Origin of the sequence: Bacillus sp. N447-1 (assembly GCF_022701035.1) — a bacterium.
Classification (GTDB): Bacteria; Bacillota; Bacilli; order Bacillales; family Bacillaceae_G; genus Bacillus_A; species Bacillus_A cereus.
Genome location: NZ_CP065509.1, coordinates 5121195 through 5138155 on the forward strand (window position 1 = coordinate 5121195; position 16961 = coordinate 5138155).

Below are 16961 nucleotides of genomic sequence, written 5' to 3' on the forward strand. Positions count from 1 at the left end.
TTGGTAAGGGGTATAATTCCAGCCATGAAGATAAAAATGGACCTATACCTCGCTGCCTTTCTTTGTTTTATTTCTTATGCTTACTATCAACGCTATATTTATAGAAAGGTATTTTGGTGATATACAAAAATGAATTCGAAATATCACATGTTGTTTTGCTTTATTTGTAGTGGTTTTAGTAGCTCTATGGATAGGGTACTCTTAGATCCTTACTTAAGAGAATGAGAAGTATGTGATTACAATACATTCGATCCGATAATATTACTTAGCTGCATCGTTTTATATTAATCTTTTCTCTCCTCAATCATGATAAAATGTACAATAGGAAATTTTATGTAAAATAAAGGGGGAAGGTTTATGGTCAGTTTGAGTACATTGGTAGCTTTTGCAATTGTTTCGCTTAGCATGGTTTGTTCACCTGGGCCTAATATGATTTACCTCATTTCCCGTTCCATTACGCAAGGACGTATGGCGGGATTTATTTCTTTATTGGGCATCATGCTCGGATTTGTAATCTATATAATCGCAACTATGTTTGGACTTACAGTTCTATTCGTTGCTGTTCCCGCTGTATATGAAGCAGTAAAGTGGGCAGGTGCTGCTTACTTGCTCTGGCTCGCCTGGAATTCGATTAAACCGGGTGCTACATCTATTATGGAACCTCGTATGATTTCTAATGAGCCACCAAGGAAATTATTTCTGATGGGACTCATGACGAATCTTCTGAATCCAAAGATTGCTATTTTGTATGTATCACTTCTACCTCAATTTGAAGATCCAGAGAAGGGATCGTTGCTTTTTCAAGGTGCAGTTTTGGGGCTTACGCAAATCACTGTTAGCTTTATAGTTAACCTTGTAATTGTATGTACAGCAAGTAAAATTGCAAAATGGTTTGGCACACGCCCGACGTGGCTACGAGTACAGCGTTGGCTTATGGCAAGTGTTTTAACGGGGCTTGCTGTACGTCTTGCTTTTGAACGTCGACAGTAAGAGCCTCTTTACCGTCAGTTTCTATAATATAACCTAATAAATATTAATATAATTTATGTATAGTAGATATTTACCTTATAAAATAAGGGGGGAATATTATGACTGAGACAAACGAATCTTCAGGAGTTAATTTGAAAAAAGATGTGAAGTTTTCTATTATAATTCCTGCGCATAATGAAGAAAAGTACATTAGAAAATGTTTAGATTCAATTGCAAAGGCATCAGAGGCATATAAAGAGCAAACGGAAGTTATAGTTGTTTTAAATCGTTGTACAGATAAAACAGAGGAAATAGCAAAATCTTATAATTGTGTTACATTGAAAAATAACGATAAAAACTTATCTAAAATCCGAAATGCAGGGGCAAAAATAGCTAGTGGAGAAATAATCGTCACTATAGACGCTGATACGATAATGACAGAGTCTATGTTGTTTAATGTAGATAAATATTTAACTTCAGATAAATACATTGGTGGTGGAGTAAATGGGAAGTTTGAAAGAATATCTTTAGGAATATTTCTCTCCGCAATGTTAATCATAATCCCCTTACTTTTTAAGTACGGAGCTATATCTGTAGGGATTTTTTGGTGCTATAGAAAAGACTTTATGGCAATCAACGGATTTAATGAAAACATGCTTATGGCAGAAGATGCAGATTTCGCTAAACGTTTAAAAGAGTGGGGAAAGAAAAATAATAAGAAATTCGGTACTATTAAAAATGGAATGATAACTTCATGCAGAAGATTTGATACATATGGAGACTGGACTTTACTTAAAAATCCAAAAGTAATTTTAGCTTATCTAAAAGGAAATGATAGAAAATACGCAGATAAGACATATTATGATAACCAAGAAAGATAAAAATGGAGAAAATCAGAAGAGGATAGCTAGTACTTTTTAGATATAATGAGAATCCAACTTAATTTAATAGATATTATAAGAAAACCACCAATTTGATTATCCTTTTCAAATTGGTGGTTTTTATTTTTGAAATAAATATGTATTTTTTATAAAAATATTTTTTGACCCCATAAAACTATGTATTTCTCCGAATATGTATAGTGAAGAAAATAAATAGAAGAAAAATGACTATGAAAGAATATAGAAGCATTAATAAAATTACTAGATTAGGTGGGCATCCAAAATAAAAGGATGAAATTACCAATGGTATAGAGGAGAGTTATTCAACGATTGCAGATAAAATAGAAAAAGAATAAGCAAAACGAACGGTAGAAAATAAGAAAGTAGATAAAAATACAAACTTAACTGTAGTGCCGAGAGAAAAGGAAAATCATTAAGAAAACGTTGGAAAAAGTTAGACTCAAAAAATATAACTAACAGCAAGAAAACAAGACCGAAGAAAAGTACCAAGAAAATCTGGTTAAATGGTCACTTGTGTAGTGGCCATTTTGCTATTTGAAGGAGGCTGGGAGATTACAAGTGTTGAGTTTAGTAATGAAGATCTTAAGAAAACCGAAAATAGAAGATATCGTATGTAACATACAAAACAACGAAGAAGATAAAGAAGCGTTTATCGTACAGTATCAGCCTTTTATTAGAAAATCAATCTCATCTGTCTGCCGCCGATATATTACAGAACAGGATGATGAATATAGCATTGGATTGTTTGCATTTAACGAAGCAATTGAACAGTATTCCTATACAAAAGGAAAATCCTTTTTAGCGTTTGCTGATCTTCTTATAAAAAGAGATGTAATTGACTATATACGTAAGGAGTCTAAACATAACTTTGTCTTTTTAAAAGAAGATGAGCAAGAGGAAATGTTAGAAATGCAAGTGTCGCTTACGGAGTATATGAAAGAGATGGAAAATAGTAACCGTAAGGAGGAAATTCTTCATTTTCAAAGTGTGCTAGCTGAGTTTAAAATCACATTCTCAGAGCTTGCTAAAGAATCTCCTAAGCATCGTGATACGCGTGAGCACTTAATAGAAATTGTAAAAATTATTATAAAAGAAGAGGAAATGATGGAAGAGCTGTTCCGAAAGAAAAAGTTACCGCTTAAACATATTGAACCGCGTGTTAGGGTAAGTCGTAAAACGTTGGAACGACATAGAAAATACATTATTGCAATGTGTATTATTTTTGCAAACAACTATACATATATTCTGGATTACATAAGAGGGGAAAAGCATGATGAATAAAGGAATTGTGATGGATATAAAAAAGCATAGCGTAGTTGTTTTAACACCAAATGGAGAGTTTATTACGTGTAAAAGAAAAGGGGATTCTTGCATGATCGGGGAGGAAATCTCATTTGATGAGCAAGAACAAAAAGCATCGTATTTTTCGATCCCTTCCTTTTTAAAACCTACATCAATACTTGTTGCTTGTTTTCTATTTGCAGTGCTGTTTTTCTACAACCAACCAGAAGAAAAAGTATTTGCTTACGTCTCAGTTGATATAAATCCAAGTTTAGAGGTGAGCGTAACGAAGGATTTTCGTGTTATAGATTTACAGGCTTGTAATGATGATGGAAGGCGTATTTTAAAAGAATTGAAGCAATGGGAAAATAAACAATTACAAGAAGTAATACGTACTATTATAAAGCAAAGTCAAGAGGATAAGTATTTAACGAATGATAAGCAAGTTATGCTAACAGCAGTTGCAAAGGACAAGGCGCTAGAACCACAGTTAGAAAAGGCAATGAAAGAATTGAAGAAAGAATATGAGTTAAAACATATTACAGTTGAATATCAAAGTAGCACGATGCAAGTACGAGAGAATGCTAGAAAAGCTGGAATTGGCACAGGTGTCTATATAAAGCAAGAGAATGAGAAGAACAAATCACTTACGCCCCCTGCCACCCCGTCTAATCCGGTGGAAAACGAAGAAGAGGTGCAATCACAACCGGAGTTATCTCCTGATGCATCACTGGATTTGTCTCCTGTAAAAGAAAAAAAATATGAAAAGCAAGAGCAGAAAGAACAAAAGAAAACAGAGGGACAGCCATCGAAGCAAATAAAAGAAAACAATGGAAGAGGATCTCAGCAAGAAAATAGAGGGAATCAACAGGAGAATAACAGTAGAGAATCTCAACAAGGAAATAATGGGAATCAGCAAGGGAACAACGGAAGAGAATCACAACAAGGAAATAATGGAAATGGTCAAGGGAACAACGGAAGAGGATCACAACAAGGGAATAATGGAAATGGTCAAGGGAACAACGGAAGAGGATCACAACAAGGGAATAATGGAAATGGTCAAGGGAACAACGGAAGAGGATCTCAACAGGGAAATAACGGAAACGGACAAGGGAACAACGGAAGAGGGTCTCAACAAGAAAATAATGGGAATCAGCAAGGGAACAATGGAAGAGATCCTCAACAAGGAAATAATGGGAATCAGCAAGGGAACAATGGAAGAGGATCCCAGAAAGAAAATGACGGAAACGAGCAAGGGAACAACGGTAGGGGGTCTCAACAAGAAAATAGAGGCCACCAGCAAGGGAATGAAAAGAAGAATCAATAGAATATGGAAGTGAGAGATTCATTTCAAAGCTAAAAGGATTTCTCTCGCTATTGTGGGCAGTAAAACTCCCATCTCAAAATTTGGCTGGAGCAAAGAAGTTAGGTGGGAGTTGGGCTGCTTGTAAATGCCCAATTGGTGAGGGCAGATTAGAGTTGCACTTTATTATTTTATAGTTCTATTAAGAAGGAGTATGTGAAAAATATAATGGAGAAAAACATTCAACAAGAGAAAGATAAAGAAAAACCTGTTTTTTATGATCCGAAAGGAAGGAGAAACATAGCCTTTATTTCGTTTCTATGTATCTCAATAGTTAGTGTAGGTGTTGTATTTTATTTTTTCTTTCAAAGTATTTTTTCAACACCAGAAATTCCAAATATGAATACCGCTGTACAACAAGATACTAAACTTGTACCAATTAATCAAAAACTTAGTGATCAGCAGCTAAAGAAGGAAGAATTTAACCCAAATACCGAAACGAAGGATAATAAAAATTTGGTGAATCCGCCGAAGGATAGTAAACAACCTAAAGAAGTGTATGGTTTTTATGTAAACTGGGATGAAAATAGTACCGCTTCTTTAAAAGAAAATATCGATTCCTTAACTACGTTAGTACCAGAGTGGTATCATTTAAAAGCAGATTTAACGATTAGAAGTGAGATCAAACCTGAGATAGTAAAGTTGGCAGAAAAAAATCAAGTGAAGATTATGCCTTTGCTTACTAACTATACTGAGGAAGCTTCTGGTCCTGATAGTGGGCTAATTCATAAGTTACTGAATTCCTCAAATGATGTAAAGACAAAGTTTATTAATGATTTAGTAAGCCAAGTTAAAAAGAATCATTTTTCAGGAATTAATATTGACTTTGAGGCCGTACCTGAAAGTGATAGAGAAAACTTAACAAATTTTATGAAAGAACTTACTACGGAATTTCATCAACATGATTTGCTCGTTACACAAGATGTTCCAGCTAATGATAAGGCTTTTGATTATAGTGCGTTAGCAAAAATAATAGATCGAATGATTGTAATGATGTACGATGAGCACTATGGAGCCGGGGAAGCAGGACCAATTGCTTCAAATAAATGGTTCCAACATACATTGAAAGAACTGAATATTCCGTCTAATAAGCTTATAGTTGCTTTCGGTAACTATGGATATGATTGGGAAGTGAATAGTAAAGAAGCTGCGAAGTCTTTAACTTTCTCAGAAGTTATGGCAATGGCTCATGATTCAAATATGAAAATTCAATGGGATAAAATGAGTGGAAACCCTTATTTTAGGTATAAAACAGAAGGGAAAGAACATACTGCTTGGTTCTTAGACGGTGTAACTCTTTATAATCAAGTTAAAATCGCAATGGACAATAATGCAAAGGGATTTGCGTTATGGAGACTAGGAGCAGAAGACCCTACAATATGGAAAGTTTTAAAAAATCCGATTGAGGCACAAAAAAATCCTAATGTATTACATAAAATCAATAGTTTAGATGAAGTAAATTATTCTGGACAAGGTGAAATTTTACAGATTGAGAATGAAAGAAAAAATGGATTGAGAGATTTTAAAGTAGGCAAAGATGGTTACCTTACAGATGAAGTATATCAATCCTTACCATCTGCATATGAAGTGCAACGATATGGAAAACCAAATGGGAAACAAGTAGTATTAACATTTGATGATGGACCAGACCCGAAATATACGCCAGAAATTTTAGATATATTAAAAGAGAATCAAATAAAAGCTGCTTTTTTTGTACTTGGTGAAAACGCACAACTAAATACTAGTATTGTAAAAAGAATATACGATGAAGGGCATGAAATTGGCAATCATACTTTCAAGCATCCTAACATAGCTGATACGTCTTTACTACGAACGAAAGTAGAACTTAATACGACGCAACGTTTAATTCAGGAAGTAACTGGACATTCTACGGTTTTATTTAGACCGCCATATGAAGCGGATGCTAACCCGGATTCCTCAAATGAAATATTGCCTATTTTACGTGCACAAAATATGAACTATACAATGGTAGCGGAAAAAGTTGATCCCGAAGACTGGGCAACACCATCAACAAATGAATTAGTAAGACGTGCTCTTAATCCCATTTATAAGGGAGAGGGAAATATTATTCTTCTCCATGATGCGGGAGGGAATCGTACACATACAGTAGAGGCGCTCCCAATCATTATTAAAGACCTAAAAAAGCATGGATATAGTTTTGTAACAATTTCAGATTTAATGAATAAAGAACGAGATGAAATTATGCCTCCTGTTTCTTCTGAGGGGAAGCAATATTTACTTTATAATAAAGCTGTCTTTTCAGGAGCCGGATATTTTAAGCATATATTAACTACTATTTTTTATATTGCTATTGGATTAGGGATTTTTCGATTTTTATTCTTAATTTATTTTGCATGGAAGCAGAAAAGAAAAACGTTATCTCGCTATATTAATTCGTATTATCAACCTTTTGTTAGTGTTGTCATAGCGGCATATAATGAAGAAAAGGTGATAGCCAAGACGATTCACTCAATTTTGAATAGTAATTATAGAGAATTTGAAGTTATTGTTGTGGATGACGGATCGACAGATGGTACGTCAAAAGTAATGAAAGAAACATTTTATAAACACCCTAAAGTTCGTTTCATTCAGAAAGAAAATGGCGGGAAATCATCGGCAATGAACCTAGGGTTTCAACAATCGCGAGGAGAAATCATTGTCACTTTAGATGCGGATACTATTATTGCGCAAGACGCTATTTCTTTAATGGTTAGACACTTTGAAGATCAGAATGTAGCTGCAGTTTCAGGTAATGTCAAAGTGGGGAATAGACGAAATTTGTTAACTACTTGGCAACATGTTGAGTATATTACAGGGTTTAATTTAGAACGTAGAGCTTTTGATGAGTTAAATTGTATTACAGTCGTTCCAGGAGCTATTGGGGCGTGGCGCAAAAAGAATGTAGTTGAATCTGGATATTTAAGCGAAGATACATTAGCAGAAGATACGGATCTTACTATTACATTTTTACGTCAAGGGCATAGAATTGTATATGAAGAAAAAGCGCATGCTTTTACGGAATCACCTGAGGATGTGAAAAGTCTCATTAAACAGCGATATCGTTGGTCATATGGTACACTTCAATGTCTTTGGAAACATCGAAAAGCGTTGTGTAATTCAAAACATAAAACATTAGGGTTTATTGCACTGCCTAATATGTGGTTATTCCAATATATTCTGCAATTCATTGCTCCTTTTGCAGATATATTAATGATTATAGGACTATTTAGTAGTAATCCGCTAAAAGTTTTAGGATTTTATTTTGTATTCTTTTTAATGGATCTTCTCGCTTCTCTGTTCGCATTTAAATTAGAGGAAGAGAACCCAAAACCATTGGCATGGTTAATTTTACAACGTTTTATTTATCGTCAATTTATGACTTATGTTGTCATTAAATCTATATTCTCATCGCTTCGAGGAGTAGCGGTAGGGTGGAATAAACTAAAGAGACTGGGGAGTGTTAAACATTCCACGGAACATAAGGAGGCATCATAAAAGAGCGGACTATCTGCTCTTTTTTTCATTAGTTTTAGTTAGTTGAATGTAGAGTTGTAGCATAAAAACTGCTCCTTCTATAACGAGATTCCTATTCATTATGAATAGTGAGACAGTATGTTAAGCTAATCCTTTAGTTTCGGATTAAAGTTTTTTTATATTTTTTTAAAATGACGGACACAAAAACGCATATACCTTCGAATTATATATATGGATAACATAAATATGTATATAAAAGGGGAGAAATAAGATGAAAGAAAAAAAAGAAATGTTTCAAGAAATCGCTGAGGTGTTAAAGGTATTGGCGCATCCAGTTCGTCTATCTTTAGTAAAAATAATGCTTGCAAAAGGTCCTACTAATGTAACAACAATGTATGGGGATTTACAAATGCCTCAAAGTACAATTAGTCAACATTTATCTAAACTAAAAGCTGCTAAAATGGTTACAGGTACTCGGAAAGGATTAGAAATTTATTATGAGGTAACTGACAATCGCACAAAATCAATATTAGCATGTTTAGTTTAAATAATGACTTCTATTTCAAAATAAAAAACGCTATTCTTTTCTATGATTTTACAGAGAGAATAGCGTTTTTTATTTTTAAGGAGTATCTTTTTATATGCCTATAGAATGGAGTGAAAGGTTTATGGGTTTAAATGTACCTACTATTACCTTAGGTTCTAATGCGTCTAATAATGAAAAAATTCTCGGTTTAGGGGTGCTTCTTTATAGCTTACGTACAATTGAGATTAGAAAAAGTAGAGCGAGCGCTTAATGAGGCGGAAGTAGTGTTTATATGCGAAACTTTATAGAAATCTCATTTTTCTAATTGTATCTTTTTAGATTGATGGATGTGGGGTCACGTCCATCAATCTAAGAAAACAAGTTAGCTAAAAAATGATGAAAATAAACTTTATAGAAATAAAAAATATGAACGTAGAGAATGAAACAAAGTATATAGTGCTTTTTTAGTCATGTAATCTTTTAATTTGATGATCTTTTCCCCATTCAAACAGATTATCCATTATTTGCATTAAAGATTTTCCGTATTCACTTAGTGTGTACTCAACCTTTGGTGGTACTTCTTGATATACGGTACGATAGATAATCCCATCAGCTTCAAGTTGCCGAAGTTGTTGTGTAAGAACCTTTTGTGTAATGTTTGGGATTTCTCGTTTAATTTCATTTGTTCGCATTTTTCCATCCGACAAAATACATAAAATATGAACTTTCCATTTTCCACCGATTACATCGAGTGTTGTTGCAATTGGGCAATTATCATTTTGATTCATATAACACCTCCAAAGGTACTTCAAGGTTCCTATAGTACCTGAAAGTACGTACTTTTCAATTATATGTAACTCATTCATACTAATACGTAAAGGATTGATTAATTTATAAAGGGGCTGGAAAATGATGAGAACACTTGTAATTGTAGCACACCCTCATATTGAAAAATCAAAAATTAATAAAAGATGGATAGAAGAACTTGAGAAACATTCAGATGAAATTACGGTGCATGAATTATATAAGGTGGCACCAAATTGGGAGTTTAATATTGAACAAGAGCAAAAGTTATTAGTAGAACATGACAGATATATATTTCAATTTCCGCTTTACTGGTACAGCACACCACCATTATTAAAAAAATGGTTCGATGATGTATTAACATATGGATTTGCGTACGGATCACAAGGAGATAAAGTGAAGGGGAAAGAATTTGGTTTAGCTATTTCTATAGGTGGATTAGAAAAAGACTATGAAAATAGTGGAATTATAATGGATGAGTTGACGAAACCATTCGAAGCTACATGCCTATATACAGGTATGAAATTTATACCTTCCTTTTATTTATATGGTGCAGAATATAAACTAAGTGATGAAGAGATTGATAAAAGTGCACCTGAGTATGTGCAATATGTGATGAACAAGAAGTATTCTAATATATAATGAAAAATAGCCATTTACTTGTGAAGTAAATGGCTATTTTATATTTTTCTTATATTCACTAAGTGTAATCTTTAGTAAATTAATAATTAATCTGGTAAAATAAAAAACCTAACATATATAAAGGGGAGTTTTACTTGAGAACGATGCAAAAATTACTACAAAAAAGAGCAATGCAATCACCAAATTTGGAAGCGCTTGTAGGGGGGAAGAAAAGATATTCGTTTCAGCAATATAATGAACGAGTAAACCAGCTTGCACATTATTTGTTACATAATGGTGTGCAAAGAGGAGATCGTATAGGAATACTATGCAAAAATAATCACCCATTTCCAAGCGTTATGATGGCAAGTTTAAAAATTGGAGTGGTATTTATTCCACTAAATCATCAGCTTACTGTATATGAATTAGAAACGATTGTAAAAGAAGCGAAATTAAAAGTGTTAGTTATTGATGAAGAATTTAGTGAAGTGTTATTAAAGGTTGATGCTGTTAAAGAAATTCCTTATGTAATTCAAACGACAAAAGAAGGTTTTGGTTCATTTGAATTAGAGTTGCAAAAACAGCCAACAACAGAACCGAACGTAGAAGTTCATGAAGAAGACGATGCCATTTACTTATTTACTTCAGGAACGACTGGACAGGCGAAAGCATGTGTAATTGGACATAAAAACTTACATCATTATTTTGCTGAAATTGCGGGACAAAGAGAAATCCCAGCAGGTGAACGCTTTTTATCTGTGCATCCATTGTTTCATATGAGTGGCGTGCTTTCTATTTTAAATTGTATTTATCATGGCGTTACGATGATTTTCTTAGCTGATTCGAATCCTGCTATTATTTGGGATAAGATTGAAGAAGAGAAAATTACTACGATGCTTGCGTTCCCTGCTGTTTATAGTTACATGCTTGATGAATTAAATAAAAAAGAACGTAATATTTCAACCTTTAAAGTAGCACAAAGCGGTGGTACAAAAGTGCCAGAAACACTCATTCAAAAATATATGGAAAAAGGAATATATATGGTGCAAGGTTATGGTAGTACAGAAGGTTGGGTTGTAACCTCATGGCATCCAATGATGGGAAAAGAAAAGATGTCTTCTGTAGGAAAGACCTTGAAAAATGTAGAGGTGAAAATTGTTCATCCGGAAACAGGACATGAACTAACAACAAATGAAGTTGGAGAGATTCATGTGAAAAGTCCATACATGTTTAAAGGGTATTGGAATAATGAAAAGGCGACAAAGAAGGTAGTAAAAGATAACTGGTTTAACATGGGCGATGCTGGCATGATAGATGATGATGGATTCCTGCATATTATGGGAAGATATAAAGACGTTATTATACGCGGTGGTGACAACGTATATCCAGATCAAGTAGAAGATGTTATTCATGAAATACAAGGTGTTTTAGAAGTTGCAGTAGTTGGAGTTCCAGATGACTTTTGGGGAGAGGTTCCAAGAGCTTACATTGTGAAGGATGGCGAAACAACATTAACAGAAGAAAGTATTATTCAGTATTGTAAGGAGAAGTTAGCAAGTTATAAAATACCAGAAGTAGTATTCATAGACGAGTTACCGAAAAACGCTTTAGGAAAAGTGTTGAAGAGGGAATTACGAGATGTAGTTCTTGTGAAATAGAAAATTATAAAACGATGGAGAACCCAGTTATGTATAAGGCATGACTGGGTTTTTATGTACCAAAAACATAATGATTTACTAGATTTTGTATTTTGTGTAAGATAATAAAGAATATTCGAAAAACAATTGAGGGAAGAGATATAAATGAAGCTGCCGCTATTACAGGTAGAGACAGAGAGACTGATGATCCGTCCGTTCCAAAATGATGATTATGAAAGTTGGTTAGATCAATTTTCTTATTGATTATAAAAATAAAGAAATGGACAAATAAGGGGAAAAGAAAATGAAGACTATAAACGTATTTCATTATGACGCATTTACGAATAAACCAAATAAGGGAAATCCAGCAGGTATTGTATTAGAAGCAGATGGATTAACGGAAGAGGAAATGCAAATTATTGCTGAAAAAGTTGGATATAACGAAACAACTTTTGTTCTTTCCTCAGAAGTAGGAGATATAAGAATGCGCTATTTTACACCTGGTTTTGAAATGGATTTATGTGGTCATGGGACAGTAGGGACGATATATGCCTTGCGCGAAAAAGGTTTATTAGAAGAGAAAAGTAACCTTACGATTGAAACGAAGGCAGGGATTTTACCGATACAAATAGGTGTAAATGAAAATGGAGAAACCTTTATTAAAATGAGGCAGACAGCACCTCAGTTTAAAGATTTTGCAGGTTCAAAAGAAGAATTAGCTCATAGTATTGGTTTAGAAGTAAATGATTTAGATGTAAGTTTACCGATAGTATATGGAAGTACAGGAAACTGGACTGTAATTGTGCCGATTAAAAATCTAGATGCGTGTGAGAGAATGAAACCTAATAATGCTGCATTTCCATCGGTATTAAAAGAAATACCTAATGCTTCTATTCACCCAATTTGTCTAGAAACTTATGATGAACTAGCACAAATGCATGGCCGTCATTTCTCGTCAGCTTATGCTGGGACGATTGAAGATCCAGTGACAGGAACAGCTTCAGGTGTAATGGGAGCGTATTATGCGGAGTATTTAGAGAAAGATTTTGAACATGAATTGGACTTAATCGTTGAGCAAGGACAGGAAATAAATAAAGATGGTCGTGTAACTGTTTATGTAACGAAAGGGATAGAAAACGAAAAGTTACAAATAGATATTGCTGGAACAGCGGTGTATGTGAAAGGGTTTGAAGTTTTAATATAAAAAAGAAAGCCCGGCATACATCCGGACTTTCATTATCTGTTCAACACTTCAATATACGAAGCATCTCCAGTTGTTCTTAAAGCAGAGCGAAAATTGTTATTTTCTAGCGTTTTAGCGACTTGTTGTAATTGCTGTGCATCATCATGATGGATAAGTAAGCTGTCAGCACCGCTTTCTTCTATATGAATATGTTCGACGTTTCCAATGGCATCATGTACAGCTTTTAAAAATTCAGGTTTCATGGTGTCCTCCTATATGTATGTAACGTTTTTATTTAGTATTTCCTTATTTTTGAAATATAAAAGTAAATGAAAGGAGAAATAAAATGAATATAAAGCAGTTTAACGAACATATAACATCACTATTTGGAGAGCATCTTCATAAATACGGCGATGATGAATATGGTTTTACTCATATAAGTAAAGATGAATTTCACAAAATCGGTTACACAACAAATTTAACGTTAGAAACTATTGAAGAAGCGTATAGAAATGGAGTCGATATGATAGTTACACATCATGCGCCGTGGAGTTTTTTATTTGGTATGGAAGAGGCTTGTATTGAGAAATTGAAGCAATATGAAATGAATCATTTTTGGGTTCATTTGCCGTTAGATTTTGTAAAGTTTGGCACATGTACATCGTTATTTAACGGAATTGGGATAGATACAATACTGGAATATTCCACGTATGAGGAAGAAGAACTACCGGGAATAGGAGAATATAAAGAAGCGATTCCTTTTTCAAACTTAGTTGGAAAACTTGAAGAAAGAATGGAAGAGAAAGTGAAGAGCTGGAGAAATCACGATAAACCAGTAAAACGGATTGCGATTTTAACCGGTGCAGGAAACAATACAAATTTGATTGAACGTGCATTAGAAAAAGGGTGTGACACGTACATAACAGGTGAAAAAACATTATATACAGTGCAACATGCGAAATTTAAAGGGATTAATTTAATTGTAGGCAGTCATACGTTTACAGAAGTGTTTGGTGTAGAAAGTTTGGCTCATAAGTTAAAAGAAAGAGATAATTCAATAGAAATTACTAGATTAAATGAAGAACATTTGGAGTGAAGAAATTACATCGCATTACCATCAATGGAATGAACTATATGATGGAATATTGAAAGACGCAGTTGCAATGAAATGAAATTATCTTTTGTTATATTAAGATTTTTAGGAGGAATTCCCTTATGTTTGTCAAATAATAGTAAAGTTGTCTTTTGAATTAAGGGAATATTCGGAGTTAAAGGGTGAGAGAATGGATATTTCAATAATCACTGCACAACTAGTTAAGGAGAAAGTGATTTCACATTATCCAAATAGTGTAAAAGTGTTAAACGGGGGAACAACAAGTACTATATATTTGTTAGATGAACAATACGTTGTAAAGTTGAATGAATCGGATGTCATACGTGAAGAAGCTTATTTTCTTCAGTTTTATAAAAAGGATGAATTATTTCCAAAGCTTTTTTATAAGGAACCTTTAAATTGCTATACTGTTTACTCATTCCTTGAGGGCACAACTTTTTGCAAACTAGGCCATAAACGGAGCGTTCTTTGTAAACTTGTAAAGGAAGTTATCAATAAGTATGAAGTAGCTACAGAGATTGATGGCTGGGGATGGAAAGAAAACCTAGTTCAATCTTGGAATGAATTTTTAACGACAAATGTGATGGAAGCTCATGAAAATGTAAGACGTTACATAAGTGAGGAAGCGTATAGAACGGTTTTTAAGTTAGCAAATAGTCCAAGTAGGGGGACTGGAATAAATCAGCCATTTTTATTGCATGGTGATCTTGGATTTCATAATTTTATATTTCAAGAGAATAAACTGCACGGTGTAATTGATCCTTTACCAGTGTTAGGAGATCCTATATATGATTTAATTTATGCGTTCTGTTCAACTCCGGAAGATTTAACAAAAGAAACGATTGGTTATGCGATGAAACAATGTGTATTTCATAAAAATGACCGTGATTTATATGAAGAGATAGTCATAGGATTATATTTGCGTATAGATACATGTTTACGGCACCACCCGACAGATTTAGAAGATTATTTAGCAGCTTGGCGTTATTGGATGGGTGAGGTTGAGGTGACTTTATAGTACAAATATTTTTAGGGGAGATGGTGAGATGAATGTTGTAGAAGCGAAAAAGGATTTACTGTAATTCCATTATCGGTTACATTTGTCTATTTACTTACTTTTATAAGTTTATTAATTGAACATAAAAAAGCAGCTTAATAAAAATTTAGGGATAGGGGGAATTATGATGAAAAATTTCGTTTGTACAACGTGTGGCGTGCAGTATGCAGCGAGTGTAGAAGAACCAGTGAGTTGTCATATTTGTGATGAAGAAAGGCAGTATGTGAATCTGAAAGGGCAGTCTTGGACGACTTTAGAAAATTTGCAAACAGATGATACATATAAAAATGAAATAATTAAAGAGGAAAATGGACTTTATAGTATTACGACAAAACCAGGATTTGCGATCGGTCAAACGGCATTTGTAGTGAAAACAGAGTCATATCGTTTACTGTGGGACTGTATTACGTATTTAGATGAAACGACAATTACGAAAATAAAAGAGCTTGGCGGATTAGATGCGATTGCATTGTCTCATCCTCATTATTATTCAACGCAAGTAGAATGGGCAGAGACATTTGATGTACCAATTTATATACATGAAGATGATAAAGAGTGGGTGATGCGTCCGAGTAGTCGTATTATTTATTGGTCTGGTGAGTCTTTACAATTAGCTGATGGGATTACTGTACATCGTCTTGGAGGACATTTTAGTGGTGGTTCTGTATTGCATTGGGAAGAAGGTAATGATGGAAAAGGGATTTTGTTAACAGGTGATATTATTCAAGTTGTAGCAGATGAGCGGTGGGTAAGCTTCATGTACAGCTATCCAAACTTAATTCCACTACCAGCGAGGAAAGTGGAAGAAATGGTGAATCGAGTGAAGCCGTTACAGTTTAATCGTTTATACAACGCTTTTCATCGAGTAGTAAAGGAAAATGCAAATGAGGCAGTTGAACGTTCTGCTGAAAGATATATAAAAGCAATAGAAGGAAAGTTGTTTCATACGTAAAAGGAGAGTAGCTTAATGAAAACGTTAGTATGTTTTGGAGATAGTATTACAGCTGATGAAACATTTTATGATGGAATGCCGAGATTAACACCACGTTTGCAAGAGATGTTTCCGAATTGGATAGTAGTGAATGCAGGTGTTCCAGGTGATAATACATTCGATGCGTTAAATAGGATTGAAGAAGATGTAATATCATATAAACCAGATTTCGTAACAGTTTTTCTTGGTACGAATGATGCAGTTTCTTTTTCTCAAGTGTCATTACAAGCATACAAAGAAAATTTAGAGAAGATTGTGAACCATATTTCGTCAGGTAAAGTGCTGCTTATTAGCCCTGCGCCAGTTGATGAAGAGAGGCAGCATAATAGAACAAATGAAGTGCTCTGTCAGTATGCAGACGTGGTGGAGAAAGTGGCAAAAGAAACAGGAAGCTATTTTCTAAATTTGTATGCTGAAATGATTCAAGAACTGAATTATAAAAGGTTTGTAGAAAATGATGAAAAAGATGGATTACACTTTGGTCCAGAAGGTTATGAGTATCTAGCGAAGTTAATTGGTGAAAAGTTAAAAGGGATTTTATAAAAAAAGCAAAGCGATATCGCTTTGCTTTTCATTGTTTTTAGTAAATTAATCTAGAAATGCTTGCTGTAATGCTTTCAGTCCATCGCTGTAAATACCATGAAACAGATTTATTGCCTCTTCATCACTAACCTCAACAGGAGTGAATGTACCAGACCACTCTACTAACGATGTGTTACTTTCAGTACCTTCTTTCACCTGGATTGTAGATAGATAATTAGTGACTGGGAATGGTGCATTCATGATTGAATACGTGTAGTAGCGTTCTTTATCATTGAATACTTCTAAGCGTTCTATAATTGTATCGCCATCTGGATTAGCTAGATGACGTACACGACCGCCTTCAGTTAATTTACTGCTAGGTATATAAGGTAACCAGTCTGGAAGGGAGTTGAAACCTCCGATTAATTGCCATACTTGTTCAGGTGAACCGAAAATTTCCATAGATGTAGTAGTATGTGCCATGTTCATTACGCTC

General features: G+C 34.2%; 17 protein-coding genes and 3 pseudogenes. 17 read left to right on the forward strand and 3 right to left on the reverse strand.

All coding sequences use genetic code 11. The annotated features are described in order from the left end of the window. Positions 1–49: 49 nt before the first annotated feature. The 8 genes and pseudogenes from IQ781_RS26210 to IQ781_RS26245 all read left to right on the forward strand — a co-directional run. A pseudogene (locus tag IQ781_RS26210) lies at positions 50–205 on the forward strand (DUF3963 domain-containing protein); the annotation flags it as partial. 152 nt (positions 206–357) lie between these two features. Beyond that, positions 358–990 (forward strand): LysE family translocator, encoded by a 633-nt coding sequence (locus tag IQ781_RS26215; RefSeq protein WP_023522590.1) that lies wholly within the window; start codon positions 358–360, stop codon positions 988–990. 98 nt (positions 991–1088) lie between these two features. Continuing rightward, complete coding sequence (locus IQ781_RS26220) at positions 1089–1850, forward strand: glycosyltransferase family 2 protein (RefSeq protein ID WP_139846874.1); 762 nt, start codon at positions 1089–1091, stop codon at positions 1848–1850. Positions 1851–2429: 579 nt separating this feature from the next. Then, entirely contained in the window at positions 2430–3152 is a 723-nt protein-coding gene (sigI, locus tag IQ781_RS26225; protein ID WP_002082432.1) for an RNA polymerase sigma factor SigI, read from the forward strand. Further along, entirely contained in the window at positions 3142–4479 is a 1338-nt protein-coding gene (locus tag IQ781_RS26230; protein WP_139846873.1) for an anti-sigma factor domain-containing protein, read from the forward strand. The genes sigI and IQ781_RS26230 overlap by 11 nt, the downstream gene beginning before the upstream one ends. A 204-nt stretch (positions 4480–4683) precedes the next feature. Next, positions 4684–8031: a trifunctional glycoside hydrolase family 18/polysaccharide deacetylase/glycosyltransferase family 2 protein gene (locus tag IQ781_RS26235; RefSeq protein WP_139846903.1), complete on the forward strand. Its 3348-nt coding sequence runs from the start codon at positions 4684–4686 to the stop codon at positions 8029–8031. Between the two features lie 250 nt (positions 8032–8281). Further along, positions 8282–8557 (forward strand): ArsR/SmtB family transcription factor, encoded by a 276-nt coding sequence (locus tag IQ781_RS26240; protein WP_000660066.1) that lies wholly within the window; start codon positions 8282–8284, stop codon positions 8555–8557. 94 nt (positions 8558–8651) lie between these two features. Then, positions 8652–8807 (forward strand): hypothetical protein, encoded by a 156-nt coding sequence (locus IQ781_RS26245; protein ID WP_001121201.1) that lies wholly within the window; start codon positions 8652–8654, stop codon positions 8805–8807. Positions 8808–9000: 193 nt separating this feature from the next. Here IQ781_RS26245 and IQ781_RS26250 read toward each other — a convergent pair whose 3' ends face one another. Continuing rightward, positions 9001–9324, reverse strand: a complete 324-nt coding sequence (locus IQ781_RS26250; RefSeq protein ID WP_001072981.1) for a winged helix-turn-helix transcriptional regulator — start codon at positions 9322–9324, stop codon at positions 9001–9003. A gap of 124 nt (positions 9325–9448) precedes the next feature. Here IQ781_RS26250 and IQ781_RS26255 point away from each other — a divergent pair, with 124 nt between their 5' ends. The 4 genes and pseudogenes from IQ781_RS26255 to IQ781_RS26270 all read left to right on the forward strand — a co-directional run bounded on the left by IQ781_RS26255 (position 9449) and on the right by IQ781_RS26270 (position 12802). After that, on the forward strand, positions 9449–9982 hold the full coding sequence (locus IQ781_RS26255; protein ID WP_139846902.1) for an NAD(P)H-dependent oxidoreductase: 534 nt from the start codon (positions 9449–9451) through the stop codon (positions 9980–9982). A gap of 143 nt (positions 9983–10125) precedes the next feature. Beyond that, positions 10126–11619, forward strand: coding sequence for a class I adenylate-forming enzyme family protein (locus IQ781_RS26260; RefSeq protein WP_080117514.1), 1494 nt, complete (start codon positions 10126–10128; stop codon positions 11617–11619). A gap of 144 nt (positions 11620–11763) precedes the next feature. Beyond that, positions 11764–11856: pseudogene (locus tag IQ781_RS26265) on the forward strand (GNAT family N-acetyltransferase); the annotation flags it as partial. Between the two features lie 46 nt (positions 11857–11902). Then, positions 11903–12802, forward strand: coding sequence for a PhzF family phenazine biosynthesis isomerase (locus IQ781_RS26270; RefSeq protein WP_139846872.1), 900 nt, complete (start codon positions 11903–11905; stop codon positions 12800–12802). 32 nt (positions 12803–12834) lie between these two features. Here the strand turns inward: IQ781_RS26270 and IQ781_RS26275 are convergent, their stop codons facing one another. Then, positions 12835–13044: a hypothetical protein gene (locus IQ781_RS26275; protein ID WP_000801653.1), complete on the reverse strand. Its 210-nt coding sequence runs from the start codon at positions 13042–13044 to the stop codon at positions 12835–12837. Positions 13045–13127: 83 nt separating this feature from the next. Between IQ781_RS26275 and IQ781_RS26280 the strand changes: the two genes are divergently transcribed. The 5 genes and pseudogenes from IQ781_RS26280 to IQ781_RS26295 all read left to right on the forward strand — a co-directional run bounded on the left by IQ781_RS26280 (position 13128) and on the right by IQ781_RS26295 (position 16486). Beyond that, positions 13128–13877 (forward strand): Nif3-like dinuclear metal center hexameric protein, encoded by a 750-nt coding sequence (locus tag IQ781_RS26280; protein ID WP_001022442.1) that lies wholly within the window; start codon positions 13128–13130, stop codon positions 13875–13877. A 187-nt stretch (positions 13878–14064) separates the two neighbouring features. Beyond that, complete coding sequence (locus IQ781_RS26285) at positions 14065–14913, forward strand: aminoglycoside phosphotransferase family protein (protein ID WP_139846871.1); 849 nt, start codon at positions 14065–14067, stop codon at positions 14911–14913. Positions 14914–14955: 42 nt separating this feature from the next. Next, a pseudogene (locus tag IQ781_RS28505) lies at positions 14956–15051 on the forward strand (DUF7010 family protein); the annotation flags it as partial. Between the two features lie 25 nt (positions 15052–15076). Then, the gene (locus tag IQ781_RS26290) at positions 15077–15904 is read left to right on the forward strand and encodes an MBL fold metallo-hydrolase (protein ID WP_139846870.1); all 828 of its coding nucleotides are present in this window, start codon (positions 15077–15079) and stop codon (positions 15902–15904) included. Positions 15905–15919: 15 nt separating this feature from the next. Beyond that, positions 15920–16486 carry an SGNH/GDSL hydrolase family protein gene (locus IQ781_RS26295; protein WP_065212052.1) on the forward strand — a complete coding sequence of 189 codons (567 nt, stop codon included), beginning with the start codon at positions 15920–15922 and terminating at the stop codon, positions 16484–16486. Between the two features lie 45 nt (positions 16487–16531). On the opposite strand, the gene IQ781_RS26300 is transcribed toward IQ781_RS26295, so the two are convergent. After that, positions 16532–16948: an SRPBCC family protein gene (locus IQ781_RS26300; RefSeq protein ID WP_000951521.1), complete on the reverse strand. Its 417-nt coding sequence runs from the start codon at positions 16946–16948 to the stop codon at positions 16532–16534. Positions 16949–16961: the final 13 nt, after the last annotated feature.